Genomic DNA, 616 nt, shown 5'->3' with positions numbered 1-616 from the left:
CAGGGCTTCGGCATTCGCATGCTGCCCGGTTCGTGATCATCCGAGGCCGAGGAGTGTGAGGGGGCGGCGAGGGTCGCGGGCGTTGCGGCGGAGGCCGGCCGCGATGTTCTTCACTCCGGCCGTGCGGAGGGCACCGATGGCGAGGTTGCGCCAGGTGGCCATCGCGCGGGGCGCGTTGCCGGTCCGCAGCTGGGAGGCGTCCTCGGCGAAGGTGGTGTCGCGGACATGGTGCAGGGCCCCGATCTTCCAGTGGTCGCGGGCGAGTTGGGCGAGCTGGGCTGCGGTGGCTTGCTCGGCGGTCAGGCTGGTGACGGCGTAGACCGTCTTGACGGTGGTCTTGCCGGTCCTGCGGTCGGTGCGTCGGCGCTTGATCTGGATGGCCTGGCGGGCACCGGGGAAGAGGAGGCAGTTGACGGTGGCGGCCCTGATCCGGCGGATCTCCGAGCGGCCGTGGCCGATGCCCCGGGTGCGTCCCTGAAGCGGGATGTTCTTGTAGGGAAGGGACTTGAGCTGCCGCCGCAGCTTCTTCTGGTTGCCCTTGACGATCACGATGTAGTGGGCGCCTCGGCTGAGGAGGTAGTCGGCGTGCTCGCGCTGGGTGTGCATCGCGTCGCTG

General features: G+C 69.8%; 1 pseudogene. It reads right to left on the bottom strand.

The window, feature by feature from the left end:
- Window positions 1-195: 195 nt before the first annotated feature.
- Window positions 196-606, bottom strand: a pseudogene (locus IE244_RS41635) (ISAs1 family transposase); the annotation flags it as partial.
- Between the last annotated feature and the right edge of the window lie 10 nt (window positions 607-616).

This window comes from Streptomyces filipinensis (assembly GCF_014649495.1).
Classification (GTDB): Bacteria; Actinomycetota; Actinomycetes; order Streptomycetales; family Streptomycetaceae; genus Streptomyces; species Streptomyces filipinensis.
The sequence above is the reverse complement of the archived record's forward strand: the minus strand, read 5'-3'. Positions and strand labels throughout refer to the sequence as shown.